Origin of the sequence: Luteolibacter sp. Populi (genome assembly GCF_040801775.1) — a bacterium.
Lineage (GTDB): Bacteria > Verrucomicrobiota > Verrucomicrobiia > Verrucomicrobiales > Akkermansiaceae > Haloferula.
The window spans coordinates 6,542,496-6,562,933 of the sequence record NZ_CP161812.1 but is presented as its reverse complement, the minus strand read 5'-3'; the positions used below and the strand labels follow the sequence as shown (position 1 = coordinate 6,562,933).

General features: G+C 63.5%; 18 protein-coding genes. 5 read left to right on the top strand and 13 right to left on the bottom strand.

Annotation, left to right across the window (positions count from 1 at the left end):
- Positions 1 to 7: 7 nt before the first annotated feature.
- Genes ABWK72_RS26755 through gspG form a run of 6 tightly spaced genes read right to left on the bottom strand, consistent with a single transcriptional unit; the run spans position 8 to position 4,404 of the window.
- Positions 8 to 1,264 (bottom strand): PilN domain-containing protein, encoded by a 1,257-nt coding sequence (locus ABWK72_RS26755; protein WP_367872648.1) that lies wholly within the window; start codon positions 1,262 to 1,264, stop codon positions 8 to 10.
- The gene (locus ABWK72_RS26750; RefSeq protein WP_367872647.1) at positions 1,261 to 2,196 is read right to left on the bottom strand and encodes a general secretion pathway protein GspK; all 936 of its coding nucleotides are present in this window, start codon (positions 2,194 to 2,196) and stop codon (positions 1,261 to 1,263) included. Before ABWK72_RS26750 ends, ABWK72_RS26755 begins: the two co-directional genes overlap by 4 nt.
- Entirely contained in the window at positions 2,193 to 2,966 is a 774-nt protein-coding gene (locus ABWK72_RS26745; protein ID WP_367872646.1) for a prepilin-type N-terminal cleavage/methylation domain-containing protein, read from the bottom strand. The genes ABWK72_RS26750 and ABWK72_RS26745 overlap by 4 nt, the downstream gene beginning before the upstream one ends.
- The gene (locus tag ABWK72_RS26740; protein WP_367872645.1) at positions 2,963 to 3,388 is read right to left on the bottom strand and encodes a hypothetical protein; all 426 of its coding nucleotides are present in this window, start codon (positions 3,386 to 3,388) and stop codon (positions 2,963 to 2,965) included. The genes ABWK72_RS26745 and ABWK72_RS26740 overlap by 4 nt, the downstream gene beginning before the upstream one ends.
- A gap of 19 nt (positions 3,389 to 3,407) precedes the next feature.
- A complete protein-coding gene (locus ABWK72_RS26735; RefSeq protein ID WP_367872644.1) occupies positions 3,408 to 3,992 on the bottom strand; it encodes a Tfp pilus assembly protein FimT/FimU in 585 nt (194 codons plus the stop codon).
- Positions 3,964 to 4,404, bottom strand: a complete 441-nt coding sequence (gene gspG / locus ABWK72_RS26730) for a type II secretion system major pseudopilin GspG (protein WP_367872643.1) — start codon at positions 4,402 to 4,404, stop codon at positions 3,964 to 3,966. The genes ABWK72_RS26735 and gspG overlap by 29 nt, the downstream gene beginning before the upstream one ends.
- Before the next feature lie 161 nt (positions 4,405 to 4,565).
- Here gspG and ABWK72_RS26725 point away from each other — a divergent pair, with 161 nt between their 5' ends.
- From ABWK72_RS26725 to ABWK72_RS26715, 3 genes are read left to right on the top strand one after another with little or no spacing between them, the layout of a single operon-like run.
- The gene (locus ABWK72_RS26725) at positions 4,566 to 4,754 is read left to right on the top strand and encodes a type II toxin-antitoxin system HicB family antitoxin (RefSeq protein WP_367872642.1); all 189 of its coding nucleotides are present in this window, start codon (positions 4,566 to 4,568) and stop codon (positions 4,752 to 4,754) included.
- Positions 4,751 to 4,993: a type II toxin-antitoxin system HicA family toxin gene (locus tag ABWK72_RS26720; RefSeq protein WP_367872641.1), complete on the top strand. Its 243-nt coding sequence runs from the start codon at positions 4,751 to 4,753 to the stop codon at positions 4,991 to 4,993. Before ABWK72_RS26725 ends, ABWK72_RS26720 begins: the two co-directional genes overlap by 4 nt.
- Before the next feature lie 60 nt (positions 4,994 to 5,053).
- Entirely contained in the window at positions 5,054 to 6,277 is a 1,224-nt protein-coding gene (locus tag ABWK72_RS26715) for a saccharopine dehydrogenase family protein (protein ID WP_367872640.1), read from the top strand.
- Positions 6,278 to 7,572: 1,295 nt separating this feature from the next.
- On the opposite strand, the gene ABWK72_RS26710 is transcribed toward ABWK72_RS26715, so the two are convergent.
- Positions 7,573 to 9,726, bottom strand: a complete 2,154-nt coding sequence (locus ABWK72_RS26710) for a nucleotidyltransferase domain-containing protein (RefSeq protein ID WP_367872639.1) — start codon at positions 9,724 to 9,726, stop codon at positions 7,573 to 7,575.
- Between the two features lie 177 nt (positions 9,727 to 9,903).
- Here ABWK72_RS26710 and ABWK72_RS26705 point away from each other — a divergent pair, with 177 nt between their 5' ends.
- The gene (locus tag ABWK72_RS26705; protein WP_367872638.1) at positions 9,904 to 10,215 is read left to right on the top strand and encodes a DUF6172 family protein; all 312 of its coding nucleotides are present in this window, start codon (positions 9,904 to 9,906) and stop codon (positions 10,213 to 10,215) included.
- Positions 10,216 to 10,239: 24 nt separating this feature from the next.
- Here the strand turns inward: ABWK72_RS26705 and ABWK72_RS26700 are convergent, their stop codons facing one another.
- The 5 genes from ABWK72_RS26700 to ABWK72_RS26680 form a co-directional block, all read right to left on the bottom strand.
- A complete protein-coding gene (locus ABWK72_RS26700; protein ID WP_367872637.1) occupies positions 10,240 to 12,411 on the bottom strand; it encodes a carboxy terminal-processing peptidase in 2,172 nt (723 codons plus the stop codon).
- Positions 12,412 to 12,513: 102 nt separating this feature from the next.
- Positions 12,514 to 13,539, bottom strand: coding sequence for an RNA polymerase sigma factor (locus tag ABWK72_RS26695; protein WP_367872636.1), 1,026 nt, complete (start codon positions 13,537 to 13,539; stop codon positions 12,514 to 12,516).
- Between the two features lie 67 nt (positions 13,540 to 13,606).
- Complete coding sequence (locus ABWK72_RS26690) at positions 13,607 to 14,635, bottom strand: hypothetical protein (RefSeq protein WP_367872635.1); 1,029 nt, start codon at positions 14,633 to 14,635, stop codon at positions 13,607 to 13,609.
- Positions 14,636 to 14,650: 15 nt separating this feature from the next.
- Positions 14,651 to 15,751, bottom strand: a complete 1,101-nt coding sequence (locus ABWK72_RS26685; protein ID WP_367872634.1) for a hypothetical protein — start codon at positions 15,749 to 15,751, stop codon at positions 14,651 to 14,653.
- Positions 15,752 to 16,130: 379 nt separating this feature from the next.
- Complete coding sequence (locus ABWK72_RS26680; protein WP_367872633.1) at positions 16,131 to 17,309, bottom strand: FG-GAP repeat domain-containing protein; 1,179 nt, start codon at positions 17,307 to 17,309, stop codon at positions 16,131 to 16,133.
- A 179-nt stretch (positions 17,310 to 17,488) separates the two neighbouring features.
- Between ABWK72_RS26680 and ABWK72_RS26675 the strand changes: the two genes are divergently transcribed.
- Complete coding sequence (locus ABWK72_RS26675) at positions 17,489 to 18,775, top strand: SGNH/GDSL hydrolase family protein (RefSeq protein WP_367872631.1); 1,287 nt, start codon at positions 17,489 to 17,491, stop codon at positions 18,773 to 18,775.
- A gap of 5 nt (positions 18,776 to 18,780) precedes the next feature.
- Here ABWK72_RS26675 and ABWK72_RS26670 read toward each other — a convergent pair whose 3' ends face one another.
- The gene (locus ABWK72_RS26670) at positions 18,781 to 20,436 is read right to left on the bottom strand and encodes a hypothetical protein (RefSeq protein WP_367872630.1); all 1,656 of its coding nucleotides are present in this window, start codon (positions 20,434 to 20,436) and stop codon (positions 18,781 to 18,783) included.
- Positions 20,437 to 20,438: the final 2 nt, after the last annotated feature.

Sequence of the window (20,438 nt, the reverse complement as noted above, 5' to 3'; positions counted from 1 at the left end):
CGGTAGGTCACTGCGGTGCGTTCGGATCGGGGATGGTGCCGTCGAACACGAAATTCCAGCCCTTGGCGCTATTCGATGGCGGCGGGAGGTCCCACTTGTATTCCGCGAGGCCGCCGCTGGCCTTGCCCAGATTGAGGCTGAAGGTATTCACCGGGGCGGCCTGCTGGGCTTCCCCCTGAATCGCGATGGACCCGGTTTTGATCTCAGCGACCTTGAGGCGCAGGCCGCTGTTAGGCGGGATCGCCTTGGCGATGTTCGACATGATGTCGACCGGGGAATGCTTGAGGTTCACCACCGGCTGGAGTTCCGCCCAGTGCCGCTTGTGTTCCTCCACCATGCGGTTGTCCTCCGGGGAGATGATGTTGTCCGCGGCCAGCTTGAATTTCTTGATCTGTTGCTTGTCCTTCCACACGCCGTAGGCGAACCAGCCGGCGACGGCGAGGTAGGCGATGAGGACAGCGGCACCGGCGGCCATCTTCTGCTGGCGGGCGACCTGGACGCGGCGGGCGGCGCGGACGTCCGCGGGGAGCAGCTTGCTGCGCGGCTGCGGCAGGACCGGGTCCGGACGCGGGGCGACCCTGGCAGGCAGGCCCAAGCCCTTTTCAAGGCTGCCGGCCGATCCGGCATCACCCTCCGGGGACCAGACCAGGATGCTCTCCGGCTTCACCGCGAGGCCCTGGATGGAAAGCTGGCCGAGCGCGAGTTGGATCTCCCGCAGGCAGGAGGCGTCCGGCGCGGGGCCGCTGCTCGAGGTGGCCTGGGAGTAAAGAAGCTTACCGTTCCGGTAGAAGGCGAAGACCCAGCGACCGAACTCGACCCAGACCGCGATCGCCTCGCCCTGGACTTGGAAGGCGCGGGCGGAGACGTCGAATTCCTTCGGGCTGCGCGGCGGCAGATCCCCTTCCCCGGGCGATTTCAGCACCACGCAAACCAAGGTGGCGCTTTCGCCCTCCTTCTCGACGAGGAAGGTATCGGTCAACTGGCCGGCCATCGGATCGGCGCGGACGCCGAGGCGCTCGGCATGCATCGCGGCGAGATCGTCGAACAGCGATTCGTCCGAGCTGGAGGCCTTGAAGGGCAGCGAGTGCATCCCGCGCACGGGAAAGAGCATCGCCAGATTCCCGCCGGGCAGGCCGGTCAAGCCGGACGCGCGTGCCGGGCCATCCGCCGATTGGAGCACGAAGCCCCCGGTGCTGGCTTGCTTCCATGTCTCCCAGCCCCGGGCTCCGGGGACGAGCAGTGTGGTTTCCTGTTGTTTGCTCAAGGGACTATTTCCTCGGTTCGTTCCAAAACTGCGGGGCGACCCGTGCGGTTGCGCACGATGACGGTAATTTTCCGTTTGGCACCGGAGACCGTGCCGATGCTCTCGATGCGCTGGGTGGCGTCGTTCACGGTCATACGGGCGGCAATATCAGGACGTGCGTTCGTGTCCACTCCCAGGAGTGTGAGCGCGGCCTCCAATTGCTGGAAAGGGGCATCGTCATCGGTCTCGCGGACGCCATCGGGCCCGCGGACGGTTTCGGGAATGATATTGGCTTCCTCCACGGTGCATTCGGCGGCGGCGGCGATCAATTCGGCGGGTGCCTCATTCAGATCGAGCTGGCCGCTGCTCCAGATGGTGAACCAATTCCGCCAGTCCGGCTTGAGCGCCTCGATGTAGTCCATGCCCTTGACGAAGCGCATTTCGTCGAGGTTGTAGAAGGGGTGGTTGAAGGGCTGGTTGAGGCGGCCCTGGTCGAGATACCACTTCGATTCGGCACCGTTGAGGCCGGCTTCGTCATTGGTATCCACCCAGTCGATCAGGGCATCGGTCATGGCCTGCGCTTCATCGAGGGTCAGGCCCCAATCGATGAAAAGGGATTTGAAGAACTGCTCGTCCTGCTTGAGGAGGAGGGCATTGATGTTGAACTTCTCGCCCTCGGAGATCAGGCGTGCTTCGAAGCCCTCCCCGCTTTCCTCCGACATCTGGTGGAGCAGCGGGTCCGTGCGCTTGACCGCGGGATTGGAAGCGACGGCGATGCCCATTTCCGCCATCTGCCGGGCCCGGAAGCCGTGGATCTGCGAGGCCGAGAGATCGACGTCGAAGTAGATCATGCGGATCGCCGCCATCGAGGCGAGGGCCAGGATCGCGATCAGCCACATGACCGCGATGAGCGCGGAGCCGCGGGTGTGGGAAAGTTTTGGGCGCGGCCTCATTGTGTTGGAGGCGTGGTCGGTATTTTGATCTCGGGCACTTGTCCGCCTTGACCACCGGGCTGTCCGCCCTGCCCGCCGCGTCCGCCCTGGCCCTGCTGCTGGGAAAGCTGGCGCATCATCACCTCGGGATCCTGCTTCGGCGGGATCCAGAAGATCTGCTTGATGAAGTCTCCATCCTTCCCGAAGGCGATGGTGAGCTCCATCTGCAAGGGCAGACGGCCGACCAGATCCCAATCGTAGGCCCACTCCATGGTGCGGCCGTCGAGGACCTGCCACTCGAAGGTGCGGACGTCTTCCAGCAACACCACTTCGGCGAAGGGCTTCAGGTCCGTTTGCGTCTGCTGGTTGTCGCTATCCTGAAGGATTTCCTCCTCGTAGTAGCGCAGCACGATATCGAGGTAGCCATCGCGGCGGTTGACGGTCGAGAGCTGGACCGCCTTGGCGATCTTCTCGGTGCCGCCCCAGGTGAAGGCGAGAGGGACGTTCTGCAGCGTGAGATCGGAAAGATACTGGCGGCCGGCGTCCTTCGAGGCCAGCTCCATGCGGGTATTCCCCGGCAGGGTGGCGAACATCTTCTTCATCATATCGAAGAAGGCGTTGTGCTCGGTTTCCTCGTTCTGGGCGACCTGGATGGAATTGCTGAGCGCCAGGTTCCCGGAGAAGGTGCCGAAGACCATGCCCATGAGCAGGGACAGCAGGATCAGAGCGAGCACGATCTCCAGCAAGGTGAAGCCGCTGCGGCGGGCTGCTCTCAGGGGCCGGTATTTCATGGCTGGTAAAGGCGCGAGTAGCGCCAGGTTTCGGCCGTCATCTCCTGGGGCGCCGCGCCCTCGAACCAGCTGGCCCGGACCACGATGCGATACATCTCCTGCAAAATCTGGCCGTCCTCGTTCTCGATCTCGGTCATCGGCTCGATGGTCGTCTCCATCTGCATGCCCTCGTTCGCCATTTCCTCGACCGGCTCGGAGTTCGTGCCTTCCTCCAGCACCGGCTGCGACATGGCCTTGGCCAGGGCGCTTTCGAGCAGGCGGGTAAGCCGCATCTCGCGCCGGGTCTGGAAGCCAAGGTCGGAGGTCTGCTTCAAAGCCACCACGAAGCCGGTGACGGCAATGGCGAACACGCCGATGGCCAGGACCACTTCCAGGAGCATGAAGCCCCGCAGGTGGCGGCGTGGATGGCGTGAGGTTCTCATGGCGCGGATTCGGTTCGGTTCAGTAAATTTCGCTCTGAGTATCGCGGATGCCGGCGGTCAGCGGATTGAACTCGGACTCCGACCAGCTCTTGCCGACCCGGAAGCGGACCGTAATCGGCTCGCAGGGGCCTTCCGGGTCGAAACGCCAGACCTGGCGGCTCTTGGAATTGATCGGGATGAGGGTATCGCTGGCCCAACGGCGGACGAAGATTTCGGTGCCGTCCTCGGCCACCCAGGCATCGCGGGTAACGCTGAGGCTGTTGGTCTCCTCGTCATCGTCCGCGGCGCGGAGCACCATGCCCGCCTTCTCGCGCTCGACCGGATCGAGCATTGCCTCCGCGAGAGGCATGAGCGAGATGCGGTTTTCGTAGAACTCGAGGGCGTAGGGCTTCTGCTGGAGAGCGGCGATGGTGCGGGCCCGCTTGGCGAACGACTCGAGCTCGCCGGTGGCATTGGTGAGGGTCCGCTCGTCCTTGGAGAGCACCATGATCGTGATCGCGCTGCCCAAGATCAGGGCGATGATCATGAGCACGATAACGATCTCCAGGAGGGTGAAGCCCCCTGCCGGGCGGCCATTATTTCGGGTCTTGGCTACTAAGGTCATCAGCGGTTCCTGCTTGGCCGTCCGGTCCCATGCTCACGAGTTCGAACTCGGCCTTGTTCCGGGTGCCCGGGAATTTGTAGCCGTAGTCGTTGTTCCACGGATCCTTCGGCATGGAATCCAGGCTCTGGGCCCAGCGGCGCGGGACCGGAGTGCTGGCGGGCTTCTCCACGAGGGCCCTCAGGCCCTGCTGCTGGGTCGGGTAATTCCCGGCCAAGTTCCGGTAGCTCTTGATGGCGGAGCCGATCGAGTTGAAGTCACCATCGACCCGTGTGATCTCGGCACCGCCGCGAATGCCACCGATCAGGGCGATCGAGCCCCCCAGAAGCACGGCGATGATCCCGAGAACGATGACCATTTCGAGAAGGGTGAAACCAGCGGCGACGCGACGGCGGATGGTACTATGGTGTCTCATGGGTAGGTAAAGCGGTTGCGGGGAAAGGATTACGTCTGAGAAAACACCGCGGAAATGAAAAGTTGTCTGGAAATTCTGGGGGGTGGGGGCGGCGCGCTTCCGGGATTGAAGCGGAGCGACGGATGGATTAGGGTCCCTCCGTGCACGAGATCATTTTCGAAGTGACCGAAGAGGTGGTGGACGGGGGCTACTCCGCCGCTGCCTTGGGGCACGGGATCCACACCCAGGGAGACAGCCTTGAGGAATTGAGAACCAACGTGCGCGAGGCCGTGGCGTGCCATTTTGACGAAGGGCAAGCGCCGCGGGTGATCCGGTTGCATTTCGTTCGCGATGAATTGCTTCAAGCATGAAGCTGCCGCGTGATCTGGACGGAGCGGAATTGATCCGAGCTCTCAAGGTGCTGGGCTATGAGGTTTCGCGGCAAAAAGGCTCCCATGTGCGGGTAACCACCTCGGACGGAGGAAAGCATCACGAAACGATTCCACTACACCGACCGCTGAAGGCAGGCACATTGGCCGGCCTTTTGAAGAGCCTTGCCGCTCATCATCAAATTTCAGTGGCGGAATTGATCCGCCTGCTTGACCTCTGAATCACCCGGAAATCCTTGCCAGTTTGGCGGCTTTCCCCCACCCCTTCGGGCAAGCATTCCATGAACAAGGTCCTTCTCATTGGCGCCGGGGGCGTCGGCAGCGTGGTCGCCCACAAATGTGCGATGGTTCCCGAGGTTTTCGGGCATATCACCCTGGCGTCGCGGACGATCTCGAAGTGCGACGCGATCGCCGCCGAGGTCAAGAAGCGCACCGGCGTGGACATCGCGACGGCCCAGGTCGATGCCGACGACCCGATTCAAACAGCCGATCTGATCCGCCTGACGGGCGCGACGCTGGTGATCAACGTGGCGCTCCCCTACCAGGACCTGACGATCATGGAGGCCTGCCTGGCGGCGGGTGTCGATTACCTGGACACGGCGAACTACGAGCCGAAGGACGTGGCGAAGTTCGAGTATTCCTGGCAGTGGGCCCTTCAGGAGCAATGGCTCGAGGCTGGCCGCTCCGCTCTGCTGGGGTCCGGATTCGACCCGGGCGTGACCAACGTTTTCACGGCTTGGGCGCTGAAGCATCATTTCGACGAGATCCACACGCTGGACATCATCGATGTGAACGGTGGCGACCACGGCAAGGCCTTCGCGACGAATTTCAACCCGGAGATCAACATCCGCGAGGTGACGGCCGAGTGCCGGCATTGGGAAAACGGCGAGTTCATCGAGACCGCGCCGATGTCGCAGCACCAGTCCTTTACCTGCCCGGAGGGCGTGGGGACTTATGAGATCTACCGGATGTACCACGAGGAACTGGAATCCTTGGTGAAGCACATCCCGACGATCCGGCGGGCGCAATTCTGGATGAGCTTCTCGCCGAACTACCTGAAGCACTTGGAGGTGCTGCAGAATGTCGGGATGACCCGGATCGATCCGGTGATTTACAACGGCGTGGAGATCATCCCGCTGCAATTCCTGAAGTCAGTGCTGCCGAATCCCGGCGACCTGGGCCAGACGACCAAGGGCCGGACTTGCATCGGCAACGTCATCACCGGCACCAAGGACGGCAAGGCGAAGGCGATCTACATTTACAACATCTGCGACCACGAAGCCTGCTTCGCGGAGGTCGGCAGCCAGGCGATCTCCTACACGACCGGCGTGCCGGCGATGATCGGGGCGAAGCAGATGCTGGAAGGCAAGTGGCGCAAGCCGGGGGTCTGGAACATGGAGCAGTATGATCCGGATTCCTTCATGGCGGATCTGAATGTCCATGGATTGCCGTGGCAGTTCATCGAGCTGACGCCGGAGCAGGCGGCGGGGTTCGTGGTGGTGTGACCTCATTGGGTTGACGTTGCCACCCGTGGCGGGGACTCTTGGAGCATAAAGGGGCGCATCGGCTGCAAGGGAGACGTGAAGCAGAGCGACGGAGGGATCTACACGGACCGCGTGAATTGCCGGACTGCGAGGGCCCATTCTGCGGGCCAGTGGCTCCGCGCTCCCGGCGGAAGAGCCGTCCTTACTTCGGGTCCACTGGACGGCACTCCGCTCGTTAAACCCGCATTTTCACGGAGTCTGAAAAGAAGCCGGCGGCCCGGCCGTAGCAGCTCCCGTTGGAAGAAAAGAAGAAGAGCGCGAGCCGTTATCCCCCCCGGAACTTCGACTCACGCTCTATCTGGTTTTTAGCAAAACGTCCTGGCCGTCTTGTCGGCTGAAGTCCCCCCGGAATTCAGATCGAGCAAATTGACGAGCCGCTTGGTTCGGCTGCTCCGAAGCTTTGCGTTAGGCAGGCCATCGGTTCGGGGAGAATGGCCGCGATTCTTGGATTGGCTAGGAAGAAATTGCCGAAAACAGCGGAAACTTATGCGCAATAATTCGCAATCGAGCCGAAACAATCGCTTCAATCATCCTTTTAGGGGCACTTGAACACTCTTATCCGCGTCCGAGAGGAGGAGAGTTTCGGAAAAATACGCATTCCGAGGGGAAAGTGCAGTCTCCCGGAGCACGGATCCCAGACAACGGGGGGATTTTCTCTTCCATCACCTTAGGAATCTTTTTTCCCGATGAGGTCCTCGATGCTGTGCTGGAGCCGGGTCAAAAGCGCCTCGTCCCCCACTTTTTTGCCGTCGGAAGTGGTGACGTAGAAGGTATCCATCGCCGCGCCCTTTTCGGTGGAGATGCGTGCGTTGGCGGTGTTGAGACCGTGGGTGTTGATGGCGTGGAAGAGGTCGTGCAGCAGGCCGATGCGGTCCACGGCCTGGATCTCGATGGCGGTGCAGGCCGGGTGGAGGTCGTTCGAGACGTAGGCGCGGACCGGGAAGGCCATGCCGTGGTCGTCCTTCGGGCGCAGCAGGTTCGGCTTGCGGCGGAAGTAACGGGCGTGCTCGTATTTCTCTAACAGGCCGACCTCGCGCAGGGTCGTGGACAGGCGCTTGCGCAGGGAGAGGTCCGAGACCGGCTCGAAGTTGGTGGTACAGACGCGGAAGAGGTCGAGCACCACGGCGTCGCTGCGGGTGAAGAAATCGGCGGAGAGAATGTTCAGTTCCTCCGAGGCCAGGGCGCAGCAGATTTTCTCTAACAAGAGCGGCCGGTCGTGGGTGGCGATCACCAGTTCGGTGTAGCCCTTCTCCGGGCTATCGACCCACTGCAGCGAGCAATCGAAGGTATCGACTTCCTTCTTCGGTTCCAGTTTGAGCACGGCTTTGACGTGCGCGGCGACGGCAGCGGCGTCGCGGAAGCGGAAGTAGGCGTCCGGCATGCGCTTGAAGTGTTCGTCGACGCCGATGGCTTCCTCTTCCTTGAGCTGGGCCTTGACCTGCTCCTTGAGTTCCTTCTTCTCGGAGCGGATCGAGGCGGCATAGCGTTCCCTGCCCTCCTTTAGGAAGACGCGTGTGCTGGAGTGAAGCTGGAGCATCAGGGTCTCCTTCCAGCTCGACCAGGTCTCGGTATTGGTGCCGTTCGAATCCGCGTAGCTGAAGAGCAGCAGCAGATCGAGGCGCGCGGTGGTCTTCACGATCCGGGCGAACTCGGCGACGACGTTCCGGGTCCTCGATGTTCCGCGTGGTGGCGAAGCGCCAGAAGGTCAGGTGGTGGTCCACCAGATACATGATCAGCGCGCGGCGCGGGCCGTGGACCTGGAGGCGATTGCAGAGGCGCGAAGCGAGCATCGCCGAACCGTCGGTGTGCTCGCGCACGTTCTCCGCGCGGCCGGTATCGTGGAGGATCAGGGCGAGGTAGAGCGCGTAGGGATCCTCCGCCTCGTGGAAAAGGCGGCGGTAGATCTCCCGCCGCGGGTCCTCGCTGCCGACGAGCGCGTCGAGTTCCTCGATGCAGCGGAGCGTGTGCTCGTCGGCGGTGTAACGGTGGAAAAACTCGTGCTGCACCAGGCAATCCAGCGCGCCGAACTCCGGCAGGTAGCGGCCGAGGAAGCCGACGCGGTGCATCAGGCGCAGGATGCGGGCGACCTCGCCCTTGCGTTCGAGGATGCCTTGGAAAGTCTCGCGGTTGGTCTTCGAGTAGCGGAACTGGCGGTCGACATTCTCGCGGTGGGACTTGATCAGCCGGCGCATCGGCGGGCTCAGCTTGAGGCCGCGGACCTGGCAGTGCTGGAACATCCGCATCAGGCGGTTCGGATCCTCGTCGAAGATCTCGTTGTTCAGCGGGTAGATGCGGCCATCCCGGGAGACGAAGCCATCGAACTCCTCGCGCTTTTTCCGGCCGAGGGTCAGGAAGGATTTGAGGCCGGTGTCGGACTGCTCTTCCTGCTCGATCTCGAAGCTCTCCATCAGCGAACCAGTGTGCTGATAGAGACTGCGGGTATGGCGGTAGTAGTCCCGCATGAACTCCTCCGTGCGGCGCAGGATGCTGCGCTGCGGATAGTGGAAACTAGTAGCCACGACGCCCTGCAAGCGCAGGGTGAGCTGGTCGCTGCCGCGGCCAGCCTGGTAGTGGATCTCGTTGCGGACGCGGTGGAGGAAGTCGTAGGCGGCATCGATCCGGCGCAGCGCGGTGGCGGTGAGGAGCTTGCCATCCACAAGGTCGTGCAGGTCGGCGCTGCCGCGCTTCACGCGGGCAACCCAGCGGATATTGTGGTAGTCGCGCATGCCGCCGCAGCCCTCCTTCACGTTCGGCTCCTGGAGGAAGACGGTCTTGGAGAACTTCTGGTGGCGGGTCCGCAGGTCCTGGCGGCGCAGTTCGAAGAAGGCGCCCTGGCCCTTCTTCACGCAGTCCTTGTCGAAGCGGGCTTGGAACTCCGCGAAGAGCTTCTTGTCCCCGGCCAGAATCCGGGCGTCGATCATCGCGGTCTTGTTCTGGGGATCGGCCTTGGACTGCTCGATGCACTCGGCGACCGAGCGGCAGGCGTGGCCGACCTTGAAGCCGACATCCCACATCAGGTAGAGGATCTCCTGGATCAGCGAGGACAGGTCCGCGGGCAGCTTGTTCGAGGCGCGCGGCAGCAGGAACAGCAGGTCGATGTCCGAGCCGGGATTCAGGGTGCCCCGGCCGTAGCCGCCGACGGCGACCAAGGCGAGTTGCGGTTCCTCCTTGCGCTTGGAAAGGGCGAGGTCGAAGAGCGAGCGGAGCACGACATCCAGCAACTCGGCCCGCGCGCCGGCGATCTCCAGGCCGCCCGCTCCCGCGCGATGGCGGAGCTTGATGCGGTGTTCCTCGATCTTGAGGAAACGGCGGTAGAGGGCGATGCGTTCGGCCGGCGAGAGGTGGCCCTGCACGGCCGGCTTGAGGGCCGTCTTCGCATGGGCCTGAAGGGTTTTAAGATGGGTGGACATCCGCTGCGTGCAGGGTGCGCTGAATTCCCCGGCGGTCAAGGCGCGGGGCCGGGTTGTGAACAATGGGTGAGCAAATGCGGCAGATCTCCCCCAATTCCCTCGGAATCAGGCCCCTTGCTGTGAACAAGCCGCTTTTCGGCGGTGGACAAGTCCGCGCGCGGGCGGCACAAGGCGGGCATGAAGAAGACCTTCCCCTTGGTGGTAGCGGAGCGGCAGCCGAAGCTGGTGCTCGACGCGATCAAGAACGAGCTCCGCAAGTACCTGAAGCGGGAGCGCCGCAAGCCGCTGCCGGAAGGCGTGGATTTTTGGGACTTCGATTGCAAGGTCGGCAAGGGCGAGGCCGAGCCGGAAGTGAAGCATCCCGGCGACGTCGAGAAGGCAATCGAGGAGGCCGCCAAGGAAGGCTGCCCCTCCGTGCTGGTGGAGATCCACGCGAAGCCGGGTCACCGGACGAAGAAGGAGAAGGAAGCGGGCGGCGAGGCGGTCTAGAGCCGTTCACGTCCAAGCCTCGCTTCAGATCGCGCGGCCAGTGGCGTCGATCAGGTCGCCAAGCACCGCGATCGCCTCGCGCTTCTGGGGGTCGAGGCCGCCGGGCCACGGCAGGGCGGGACCGGAGAGCAAATCCTTCTCCGGCAATGGCTCCGGAGCCGCTTGGCGGAGGGCCGCGCCGCCGGCGAGATCGGCCAGCGTGAACGAATCGATCGAAAGGTGCTCCCCATCGGCTGCGGCCATACCGGCGAAGCGGACGCGGCGTTCTTCATCGCGCTCCTTGGCGGTGGCGGCGTTCGCCCCGATCTCCTCCCGGCGGCGCTCGAGATTAAGACTGACCCGGTTGGTCGCGATGAATTGCTTCAGCCGCTGCGCATCCTCCAGAAGATAGGTGAAGTCGCGGGAAGCGGCGACGCGGGCAGCGCTCTTGCGAGCGAGTTCGGGAATGAAAAGGCGGTTCCGGTCCAGCGGGTGGAATGCCGGGGCGAGTGCGATCCGATCCGGCCCGAGGGCGAAGTCCAGGTCGCTCTCTCCCCTCTCCCGTCCATCGCCCGGGCCGGGCAGCACGATATCTGGAATCACCCCGCGATTCTGGGTCGAGAGTCCGGACGGCCGATAGAACTTCTGGACCGTGAGCCGCAGGGCACCGGCCCCGCTGCGCGCGGTGAAGAAGGGCATGCTGCTGCCGAGATCCTTGATGACTTGAACGGTGCCTTTGCCGAAAGTGGCGGCTTCTCCCACGATCACGGCCCGGTTGTCATCCTGGAGGGCGGCGGCGAAGATCTCGCTGGCTGAGGCGCTGCCACGGTCGGTGAGGACCACCAGCGGACCGCCGTAGAGCGGATCATCGGCGGTCGATTCCAGAACTGCAATTTTGCCGTAGCCGTCCTTCACCTGGACCACGGGCGAGGGGCGGGTGAAGAAGCCGGTCATCCGCTCGACCTCGGTCAGGGAACCTCCGCCATTGCCACGGAGGTCGATCAGCAGGCCGTCGATGGCCTCGCCCTTCAAGCGGAGCAGGAGCTTCTCGACATCCAGCGAGCACGCCGTCCGGCTCTTCTCGAAGTCGCGATAGAAGGATGGCAGGGTGATGAGGCCCAGCTTGCGTTCTCCCGAATCACCCTTCACTCGGATGAGCTGCGCGCTGGCCAAGCTTTCCTCGACCGGGACCTGGCCGCGGAGGATGGAGATGGTGGCCGCGCCGGGGGCTCCGGTGGCAGGCTCCACGCTCAGGGTCACGGGAGTGCCAGCGCTTCCCCGGATCAGCTCGGCGACCCGGTCGCTGCCCATGAACAGGATATCCAGCGACTCCCGCGGGCCCTCGCCGTCGGGGTCGATGGCGATCACGCGGTCGCCGGGCTGCAAGCTGCCTTGGCGATCGGCCGGACCATTGCGGACCACGCTGCGGATCAGCGTCGCACCGTTCGGATCCGCCCGGATTCCCACGCCGATGCCGTTGATCTCGTTGCGCATGTCTTCATTGAAGAGTTCGACATCGCGCGTGTTCATGTAGTCGGTGTGGGGATCGAAGGCTTGAGCGACGGAGCTGAGAAAGGTGGAGGCGACCTTCGCGGGAGCGCTGTCCGCCTCGACATCCGCAAGCACCCGGCGATAGCGGGCCGCGAGCTTTTCCCCAGGACTCTTTTCACCGGTGGCGGATTCCTGGCCGGGGACAGCGGCTTCACGACGCAGGATCTCCGCCAGCAGCGCTTCCTTCACCTGCTGACGCCAGAGGATCATCGCCTGAGATTCATCCCGCGGCCACGTGGCGTCCTTGCGGCTGGCCGGGATGGATTCGTCCTGGGTGAAATCGAAAGGAGGAGCCGCCAGCAAGCGGCCGGCCTCCTCTACCCGCGCGGCGACCCGCAGGCCAAAGGTCCGCGAGATATCGGAGGCCGCGGTCATGCATTCTCCTTTCAGCAAGAGGTCATCGAGGGACTCCCCGTACGACTGCTCGAAGCGGTCGATATCCTGGCGGGTGAAGAAGAGTTTTCCGGGATCGAGCGCCTTCAGGTAGTTCTCGAGGAAGCGGCTGCTGAGCCTGGAAAACGGCTGCCGGGCGAAGTGGCCGTTCTGGAGAGCGATGGCCATGCACTTGCCGACATCATTGAAGTCCGCCTGTCCCGCGGAGGCGGGGGCCCGGAGGAAAACGAGCGCGGCGCAGAAGGTGGCGAAGATGCGGGAGCGTGGAGTCATACGGAATTCTCATTAAAAGCCGGCTGTCCCGAAGGCCCGGGCCGGGCAGATCTAACAAGTGGGGTTCGATTCTCCCCCACAGGCGTGAGGGGAAGACCCGGGTCAGGCTGAAAAACGCCTCGGGTCCGCGGTGCCGGGCCTGAGGATTACTTCAAGCCGCGGACCGTAAAACGGGATCTCGGAATCGTCCGGTGGAGTGGAAAGCAATCGCCGTGGCGGGTCGCCGAAACGACTCGCCGTTTCATCCTCGAAGCCGGGGTCCTGGCCCGGATCGGAGGGGTTCTGCGGGAGAGCAGGCGGTGGGGCGGGCTGGGTCGCCGCCTCCATCTCGCTAACGGATGCGGATTCGTGAGGGCGCAACCTTATCGCCATCGCGGCCAGCACTGCCGTGGCAAGTGCGACAGCCTGGAAGGGACCCGCCAGCCGGGTTGGAAACAAAGCGCGCAGCCAAAGGAAGAATCTCGTGGACGGCGGCAGCGTCATGCGTGGAATTTGTGCCATTAGCAGCGGCGGCACCGGGCTGGCGGCATGGGCGGGCAGGCAGAGCGCCAGCAAGGCGGCCGAGGTCGCGATACCGCGGCGCTCCAGCAGGACGCGCATCTTGTCCATCGCCCGCTTCAGGCGCATGCGGACCGCGTCCTCCGTGAGGCCGAGGGCCCGGGCCATTGCTCCATGGGAACACCCGGTGAAGAAACGGGAGAGGATCAGTTCGCGGTCGCGAGCGGGCAGTTGGCCGATCACTTCGTCGATGACCGGCGAGATCTGGTCCCAAGGAAACTCTGGGCCGTCGCCACTTGTCGTGGTCTTGTCGGCAAAGGTCGCCGCGACGTTTTCGCGCTGGCGGCGGCGGGTTTCGGAACGGACCAGATCGATCGCCATCGAGCGCGTCACGCGGTGGAGCCAGACATTCAGCGTGACGCCTGGAGGCAGGGCGTGGCTCAGCGAGGCGAGCTTGATCATGACCGTCTGGGCGACTTCCTCCGCGAGGTCGGGAGCCCGGGTGACCCTCAGCGCGGCCGAATAGACGAGGCCCAGGTGGGCAGCGGCCAGCTCCGAAAAGGCACTCTGATCGCGAGTCGCCAGAAAGCGCTCCAGCAGCTCGGAATGATCTCCGGTGATCCTCGGCATGATCTTCATCGTTTTCTTCCGCTATCTATTCGTCGCCACGGGACAGAACCGAACAATTATTTTTCGCTCAAGGATCTCTAGCATCGATCACGGCCTGCCACTGCCCGCGGGTCTTTCCGCTGGCAATAAGAGCGGCCACTGCATCGATCCTGCCGGGAACCCCTTCCGATTGCTTCCATTCCTTCAAGGCGGCGATCTGGAGTGCGGTCGAGTCCATCGAGTTGATTACCCTTGCCGCCAAGGCGGGATTTTCAAAGCCCGCCAAGGGGATTTGCGAAAGCGCGAAGTTCTTCTGGACCGCAGGCAGACCGACAACGACGTCGAGAACTTCCGCCGGATTTCCCGAGCCCAATGCCTGAAAGAAAATCCGCCCGGCATAGAGCCCTTCGCCCCAGCCGTAATCCTTGACCATGCTGGCAATGGCTTCGAGAACCTCGCGGTTCGGCTCGTTCCTGGCCATCGCCTCCAGCACCGTCTGGCAATCCCCCGGCTTGAGCCACCCGCTCTCCAGATCTTCCTTGAGGCTTGCGACCACTTGAGCCGGCTGTGAAGCCGCCAACTTCGCAAGGGCCTCGCGGTAGCCGGCGATCTCGCCAGCATCGCGCAGGGAGTTCAAGGCGCCCTCCGGATCCGACTCCAAACCCGGTCCAATCACCGCTGAATTGATCAAGTTGCCGACAGATGACCTCGCCAGCCGCGCGATTCCGATCTTCTCACCCATGGATCGGCGCGGCAGAAGGTATTCGCGCCACGCCCGGGTGCGCAGATGGACATGAGTGATCCGGTTGAGCAGCGGGGCAACCTCCGCGGGATCCTTGTCCGCCAAGCCCCGGGCGGCAGTGTCCACCATTTCGTGAATGCCCTCGAGGGACGGGCAGCGGTTGAGTTCCTTGAAAAAAGCGCCGGGATCTTCCGTTGCCAAACCTTGCAGGGTCTCCAAGACACGCGCCGCGTCACCGCTGCGGAGATCGGTACCGAGGCGAGCGGAGGCCGTCTTCGCCAAGCCTGGTTCCGGACCTCCCGGCTGATCGCGGGAGAAGAAGCCTGCGGCAAAGCCGGCCGCACCGAGAACGATGATGAAGAGGGTGAACTTCATGGCATCGTCACCGGTTCAGGGAGTGATCTCGCGGACCTTGGCGAGGATGCGGTCGCGATAGCGCGAGGGCTCGATCTTGCCGGTGTAGGCTTGTGGGCTCGCGGGGTCGAAAGCGATCCACTCGATGATGAGATCTTCTCCAGCGTTGTGGCCATCTTCATCATCGGAGATGCGTTTCGCAAAGTCGATGGCGAGTTGGATATTGCCTTGGCGGTTGAAGAGCGAGGAGGCGGCCTCCGCCAGCATCTTGTTCCGCTGCTCCGCGGGTAGCGACGAATCCGCAATCGAATTCAAGATCACGCGAGCGCCCGGGTCTCCCTGCGAATTGACGGCGGTGTCCAACATCACCCCGGCAAGGGCCGGCCTCAAGCTTTCAGGCACACCGCTCCACTGCAGATCCGGCACACCGGCCGTCTCGATGAGATGCTTCATGCCGGGCAGCATGCGGCCAGCATTGAGCCCTTCCCACCAGTTGCCGCTCGCGTCGAAGTTGGCAAAGAGTTCGCGGGCTTTCGCTTCTCCGTCGAGCAGCTCCGCCATCCGGGAGTCGCTCCTCCCCGCCCGCAACTTCTCCAGTCCTTCGTCGTCCAATTGCTGGAGGACGTGGGACAGAGCTTCGTCCCTGTCGATCTTCACTTCTCCGCTACAACAGAGCGTGAGGAAGCGGAGCGCAGCCGCAGGCCCGAGCGTGCAAGAGCGGATCGCGGATTCAAAAGGTTCGTCCGGCCATGCGAAGCGGCCCTGCTCGAGGAGATCCAGAAACAGACCGGGCTCATGCCCGATCGCGGAGTGAGCGCGCCCACGCATCGGCCCGGCGGCAAGAGCCATGAAGTACTCCGAGTCCGCCAGCAGGTGGAGGAAGGCACCGGGTTCCGGAGCGAGTTCCTCGATGCAGCGCTCCACCAGCTTCCTCCTGTCCGCTTCGGGGAAGCTTGCCAGGATCGCATCAAAGGTCTTCCCGTCTCGCCTTGCGATGCCCACCAGGAGCGCGACCAACTCGTCCCCGGAAGCATCGGAAGCGTCTCTCAACTCGCCGATGCGCGCGCGGGCTGAAGCGAGATTGCCGGTCGAGACCTCGCAGAGAAGAGAGGAGAGGTCGTTGGTAGGTCGTGGCACCGGCTCCGCGACTGCCGCCTGCGGTACAGGCGCGACCGGCGAAGGCGCGAGTCCACGACCGATGATGAAGGCTGCTACGGGAACGCAAACTGCAAGGGCAGTCCGGAGCAGGCGTTGCTTCCCAGCCATAATCGGACGATCCCAAAACGAAGCAGTGCTGTCTACCTTCAAGGTCACTCCAACCATCCCAGCGCTGCCACCGCCGGACGGCAGAAGCAACCGTCGTGGCGGGTGCAATCGGAAGGCCGTAAAGGAGAGCGCCGCTGCGATGCTGCGGATCTACCGATGAGGCAGGCTTCCTTGGACCACTCTGCCGGGCGGTGCCCAGCGGTCCCAGTGGGCTGCCACTGGGTTAGGCACGGAGGGATATAGGCGAGGTCTACTGCCGGATCACGTGCACGCCCTTCTTGCTGCCGGCGGCGAATTCCAGCTTGCCGTCGCCATCGAGATCGACGGCCAGCACCTGGCAGCCGACGCCGGAATCGTTGTCGATCACGGAGGGCACCCACTTCACGTCCTTGCCGTCCTTGCGGTTGTAGAAGACCACCGCGAGCGCGGGGTCCTTCGAGCCGGGGTCGTTCGCCATGTGAGCCCAGAAGCGCTTGCCGGTGATGAAGTCCATGCGGCCGTCCTTGTCGAAGTCGCCCATTTCGAGGGCGTGGAGCTGGCTGAACTGGAGGCCATCGGGGCCGGTCTTGGCCGGGTCTTCCGGGAGGATCTCGTGGCGGGTGAAGGTGATCTTGCTGCCCTTCTTGAAGTTCTCATACCAGGCCAGGCCATAGCCGTGGCCGTTCAGGCTGGTGACCATGTCGTTGTCGCCATCGCCATCGACATCGAAGACGGGCATCTGCGCGCCACCGGGACCGGCGAAGTCTTCCTTGTGCCAAGTCCATGCGCCGTCCTTTTCCGCGGGCTGCTCGAACCAACCCTGCTTCTCAACGATGTCCACCCGGCCATCGCCATTGAGATCGCCCGCGCCGAGGCCATGGGTATAAGGGGAATCGCTACGCTTGTCGGAGATCGGGATGAAGGTCCACGGCTTCGTGCCATCGGGCCAATCGACTTTTCCATAGCCGAATTTCCCGTCCTGCATGCAGACCATCTCCTCCTTCCCGTCCTTGTCGATATCGACCCAGATCGGGCTTTCGGTGGCACCTTGGGCCAAGACGCGGTGGGTCACCCACTCGCCTTCCTTGCCGGGATTGATGTAGAGGTCGATCCCGCGGCCGGGATGGCGGGCCATCAGGATATCGTTTTTGCCATCGCCATTCAGGTCATCCACCCACGCGAGGAAGGAATCCTCCATGTAGGCTTCGATAGTGGTGGCGGCGCCCGGGCGGTAGTTCTTCGCTTCCTTGAAATCCGGTCCCTTGAACCAGAATGCTCCTGCGACGAGGTCCTTCACGCCATCGCCGTCGAGGTCCCCTGCCCCGAGGCCTTCGGAAAGGAAGTCTTTCGTCAGGACCTGCTTGCTCCACTTCTTGGCGGGCGGGGATTGGGCAAGAGCGAAGGCGAGGCCGAGGAGGCCGACGGGCAGGAACAGAGCGCGGGGTTTCATGGAAGCTATGGAAACGGGTTTGGAAGCGTGGAACTTTCGAGAAGTGGACGCCCGGTTCCCCACGCGGCAAGAAGGATTCCTCCCGAACTTCAGTTTGTTGTGGGGAATCGACAGTCTCCGCGGCAAGCGGTATCGCTTTGTTGAAATCCGCGCCTGATTCGCCCCGTTAGACCCCAGCCATGATCCGCTGCATTCTCGCCCTCGCCCTGATCGCCCCCGTGCTTGCCAAGGAGCCCGCGCCCCTGCCCGCCGAGCTTTCCGCCTATGTGCTGGACCCGGCACCAGAGCCACAGGGCCTGCAGCTCAAGAAGGGCGACCGGGTGGCGATTTGCGGCGACTCGATCACCGAGCAGAAGCGCTACTCGGTGATCATGGAAAGCTACCTCAGCGCCTGCCTGCCGCAGTTGGAGATCACGTGCCGCCAATATGGCTGGAGCGGCGAGCAGGCCGGCGGCTTCCTCGGGCGCATGGAAAGCGACGTGCTGCGCTTCCAGCCGACCTTCGCGACGACCTGCTACGGGATGAACGATTTCCGCTACATCCCTTACAACGAGCCGGTGGCGGCGGAGTTTCGCAAGAACGAGACCGCGATGGTGCAGGCCTTCAAGAAGGCGGGGGCGCGGGTGTTGTTAGGTTCGTCCGGCATCATCGACACCGTCCCGCCCTGGGTGAAGACCGCATCGGGCACCAAGGAGGATCTCAACCTCTGCCTCTCCAAATTCCGCAACATCGGGATCCAGGTGGCGACGGCGGAGCAGGTCGGATTTGCGGATCTCTACCGGCCGATGCTGCTGGCGGATTTTCAGGCGGAAAAGTCCCTCGGGCCGGAGTTCATGGTCGCGGGCAAGGACGGCGTGCATCCGAACTGGGCCGGTCAGGTGATCATGGCCTACGCCTTCCTCAAGGGCATGGGCATCGATGGCGATCTGGGCACGATCCGCTACGATCCCGCATCTAACAAGGCCACCGCCACGGCGGGCCATGAGGTGCTGTCCTGCGCGGATGGCAAGATCACGCTGCGCAGCACCAAGCTTCCGTTCAGCCCGGGACCGGGAGACCTAAAGAACGACGACTCGATTCGCGCGGGCATGGCGCTGGTGCCCTTCGATGACGACTTGAATCGCCTGGTCCTGAAGATCGAAGCCCCCGCCGCGGCGAACTACGAGGTGAGCTGGGGCGAGGCGACGCGCAGTTACACGGCGGATCAGCTCAAGGCCGGGGTGAATCTGGCGAAGGACTTCGAGACGAATCCCCTGCTTCCGGCTTTCAAGAAGATCTGGGACGCGGTGGAGGCCAAGCAGGCCTACGAGACCCGCCAGATCAAGAGTCTGGTGCACGGCCTGGAAGGTGCCGCGGATCGGGAAGGAACCTTCGCCGTGACCGAAAAGGCGCGGGCCAAGCTGGTTAAGACGCTGGAGGATGCGAAGCAACCCGCTGAACACGCGATTCTGGTGAAGGCGCGGTAAGCGGATCAGACGGTGGCCTGATGGATCACCATCTGCGGGAAAGGAATGTCCCATTCCTTCTCGTTGCAGACTTCGATGCAGGCCGTCTGGATCATCCGCTCCAGCGCGGCGTAGCGTTGGGCCGCCTCGCCATTGAAATCCGCGAGGATGCGGTAGTCCAGCGAGCTTGCCGCCGCCGCATTGAACTCCACCCGGACCGAGCGCACTTGCTCGCGCCCGAGGGCCTCCACCAGATGCCGGAGCACGCCATCCTGCAGTGCCTGCGGCACCTCGTTCGTCGCCGTGGCGCGATGGCTGTAGCCGATCCCGAAGGTGGCTGAAACCCGGAAGCCCCGCGAGAGATTCTCCGGACACTGATCGAGGAACTCCGCGGTCGGATAGGTCTTCAAGCTCCCGCCCAGGCGCAGTACCACCACCTGCTCCGGAGTCTGCTGCAGGACCTTGCCGAAGCAGCCATCGTCCAAACGTACCCAGTCGTTTTCCCGGGTCGGAAACCACGGCTCCTTCGCTTCCGATGGGCGTGAGTGCAGCGGCAGGACATCCTTCACCGGCAGGCGCATGGTGCCGCCGGTGAGTTCAGGATTACTAAAGTCGCAGTACATGTTCAGGGCATCGACTTTCCATGGAATGCCATCGTAGATGAGCCGCTCGCCCTGACGCACCGAGCCCAGATTGAGGATCACCTTGATCTGCTCGATGTAGGGTGGCAGCGCCTTCTTGGAAGCCCACAGCAACCCGAGGATGAAGATGATGGTGATGGTCAGCATCAGCCAGTCCCCCTTCAGGTAAAAGACCAGCGTGGATGCGAACACGGCCAGCACCACCGCGACCCCCGCGACGATGAGATCCGCCGAGCGCGCCATCAGGCCGTTCACGCGCTTGCGGTGGAGCGGGCTGAACTTGCGCAGGCCCCGGTAGCCCCGTCGGGTCGCGAGATACACTCCCAGCGCGGCTCCGAAGGCGAGCAAGAGATTCAGCCCGCGGCTGCGCCAGAAATCGGAGAAGAGGCCGGAGATCGCGTCCCAGGCCGAGGGCGTATTCTTCTCCCGCTCCTCGATCTGGCGGGAAAGGGTCTCGGTCTCGCTGGCCGCTTCATCGACCCGGCTCGACCAGAGCTTGCGGGTGTTCTCCAGCTCCTTGCGGACGTTGTCGTCCTTCGCCGCATCCAGCGCGGTGCGGGTGCGGTCGAGGGCTGCGCGGGAGACCTTCTGACGCTCGAGCCAGACGCGAAGTTCTGAGCGGAGTTCTTCCATTTCGCGGGGCTTGGAGGTGGCTTCGCGGAGGCCGTTGAAGAGCGGCTTCAGCAGGTCCTTGAATTCGTTGTCGAAGCTCGCTTCCTCCTCCGCCGCGCTGAGGTAGGCGGTGTCTTCCACACCGGTCGCCACGATCCGGAAGTTCGCACGTAGTTGCTGGACGCGCTCACGCTGCGCATTCACGCGCTCGGTGATCTCCTTCTTGGCCTCGTCGGTCGTCGCCTTCTCCAGTTCGGTCCGCAGGGCATCGAGATCCTTTTCCGCATTCAGGATCGCCGGGATCAGTCCCTGCAGGGTTTCGATATTCTTCGCGACATCCGCGGGCGGCGGCAGGGCCTTCGGCTTCTTTTGCGCGAAGGCGGCGGTGCCAGCCAGCAGGAGGAACGCGAGAACGCGAAGCAAAGTCATGC